General features: G+C 73.8%; 1 protein-coding gene. It reads right to left on the bottom strand.

Going from position 1 to position 1,991, the window contains the following annotated elements; all coding sequences use genetic code 11:
- On the bottom strand, positions 1 to 1,991 hold a 1,991-nt coding region (locus IE244_RS41375; protein ID WP_191878743.1), incomplete at both ends, for a type I polyketide synthase.

Below are 1,991 nucleotides of genomic sequence, written 5' to 3'. Positions count from 1 at the left end.
GCATGCCCGCACCCTCGGCCCAGCCCGTACCGTCCGCAGCGGCACCGAACGCCTTGCACCGACCATCCGCCGACAGCCCACGCTGCCGACTGAACTCCACGAACGTCGAGGGAGTCGCCATGACGGTGACACCGCCCACCAGCGCCATCGTGCACTCCCCGCTCCGCAGTGCCTGGGTCGCCAGATGCAGCGCCACCAGCGACGACGAGCACGCCGTGTCGACCGTCACCGCCGGGCCCTCAAGCCCGAACGTGTACGACACCCGGCCGGAGGCGATACTGCCCGCGCTGCCGCTGCCCAGGTAGGCGTCCATGCCTTCCGGAGCCGTCTTCACGCGCCCGCCGTAGTCGTGGTACATCACGCCGGCGAAGACACCGGTCCTGCTGCCCCGGACCGTCGCCGGGTCGATCCCCGCCCGCTCGAACGCCTCCCACGACGTCTCCAGCAGCAACCGCTGCTGCGGATCCATCGCCAGCGCCTCACGCGGCGAGATCCCGAAGAAGGCCGGGTCGAACTCGGCAGCCTCGTGGAGGAAACCGCCGTGGCGCACGTAGGACGTGCCGGAGCGGTCCGGGTCCGGGTCGTAGAGGTTCTCCACGTCCCAGCCGCGGTCCTCGGGGAAGACCGAGATCGCGTCGCCGCCGGACGCGACCAGACGCCACAGGTCTTCGGGCGACCGCACCTCACCAGGGAACCGGCAGGCCATACCCACGATCGCGATCGGCTCGTCCGTCCCGGTCACCGCGGCGACCGCGGCCTCGGACCGCGCCTGGACGCCCAGCGTCTCGCCCAGCAGGAAGCGGGCGAGCGCGACGGGCGTGGGGTGATCGAAGACCATGGTCGCGGGGAGCCGCAGCCCGGTCGCCGCGTTCAGCCGGTTACGGAGTTCCACCGAGGTGAGCGAGTCGAAGCCGGCGTCCTGGAAGGCGTGTTCCGGCTGGACGGCCTGGACCGAGGCATGGCCGAGCACGGCGGCGACCTCGGTGCGCACCAGGTCCAGGGCCACCTGTTCGCGTTCGGCCTCGGGCAGCCCGGCCAACCGCTGCCCCAGCGATCCCTTCGGCGCGCTCTGCGCCGTGCGCCGCACCGGTGCCACCCGCGCCAGGCCGCGCAGGACCGGCGGCACCGTGCCCTGCAGCCCGCCCAGGTCCAGCCGCAGCGGGGCGACGGCGGCCCGGTCCAGGGCCAGCGCCGCGTCGAACAGTCGCAGCCCCTCGTCGACGGCGATCGGGGCCAGGCCCACCCGCTTGAGCCGGGTCAGGTCCGCCTGGTCGAGCCGGTCGGCCATGCCGCTGCCCTGCTCCCACAGACCCCACGCCAGTGACACGGCGGTGAGGCCCTGGGCGCGGCGGGCTTCGGCGAAGGCGTCGAGGAAGGTGTTCGCCGCCGCGTAGTTGCCCTGGCCCGCGCTGCCCAGGATGCCGGACACCGAGGAGAAGACGACGAACGCCGACAGGTCGCTCGTCAGCTCATGGAGGTTGAGCACGGCATCGACCTTCGGACGCAGCACGGTCGCCAGGCGCTCCGGGGTGAGCGCGGCGATCACGCCGTCGTCGAGGACGCCGGCCGTGTGCACCACGGCCGTCACCGACGTGCCGGACAGCACCTCGGCGAGGGCGTCCCGGTCGGCGGCGTCGCAGGCCGCCCAGCGCACCTCGGCGCCCCCGGCGGCCAGTTCGGCCTCCAGCTCGACAGCGCCGGGGGCCTCCGCCCCGCGCCGGCTGACGAGCAGCAGACTGCGTACGCCGTGCTCGGCGACCAGGTGCCGGGCGACGAGCCCGCCCAGCGCCCCGGACGCTCCGGTCAGCAGGACGGCGCCGGCGCCGAAGTCCGGCGCGTCGGCGGCGGTCCCGGTGGTCTTCACCAGGCGCGGTACGAAGACCTCTCCGTCGCGAACCGCGAACTGCGGCTCACCGCAAGCGAGCACGGCGGGCAGCACACGAACCGCCTCATCGGTGTCCTCGGCCTCCACCAGCACGATCCGGTCCGGG

The sequence above is a fragment of the Streptomyces filipinensis genome (genome assembly GCF_014649495.1).
GTDB classification, from domain to species: Bacteria; Actinomycetota; Actinomycetes; order Streptomycetales; family Streptomycetaceae; genus Streptomyces; species Streptomyces filipinensis.
The sequence above is the reverse complement of the archived record's forward strand: the minus strand, read 5'-3'. Positions and strand labels throughout refer to the sequence as shown.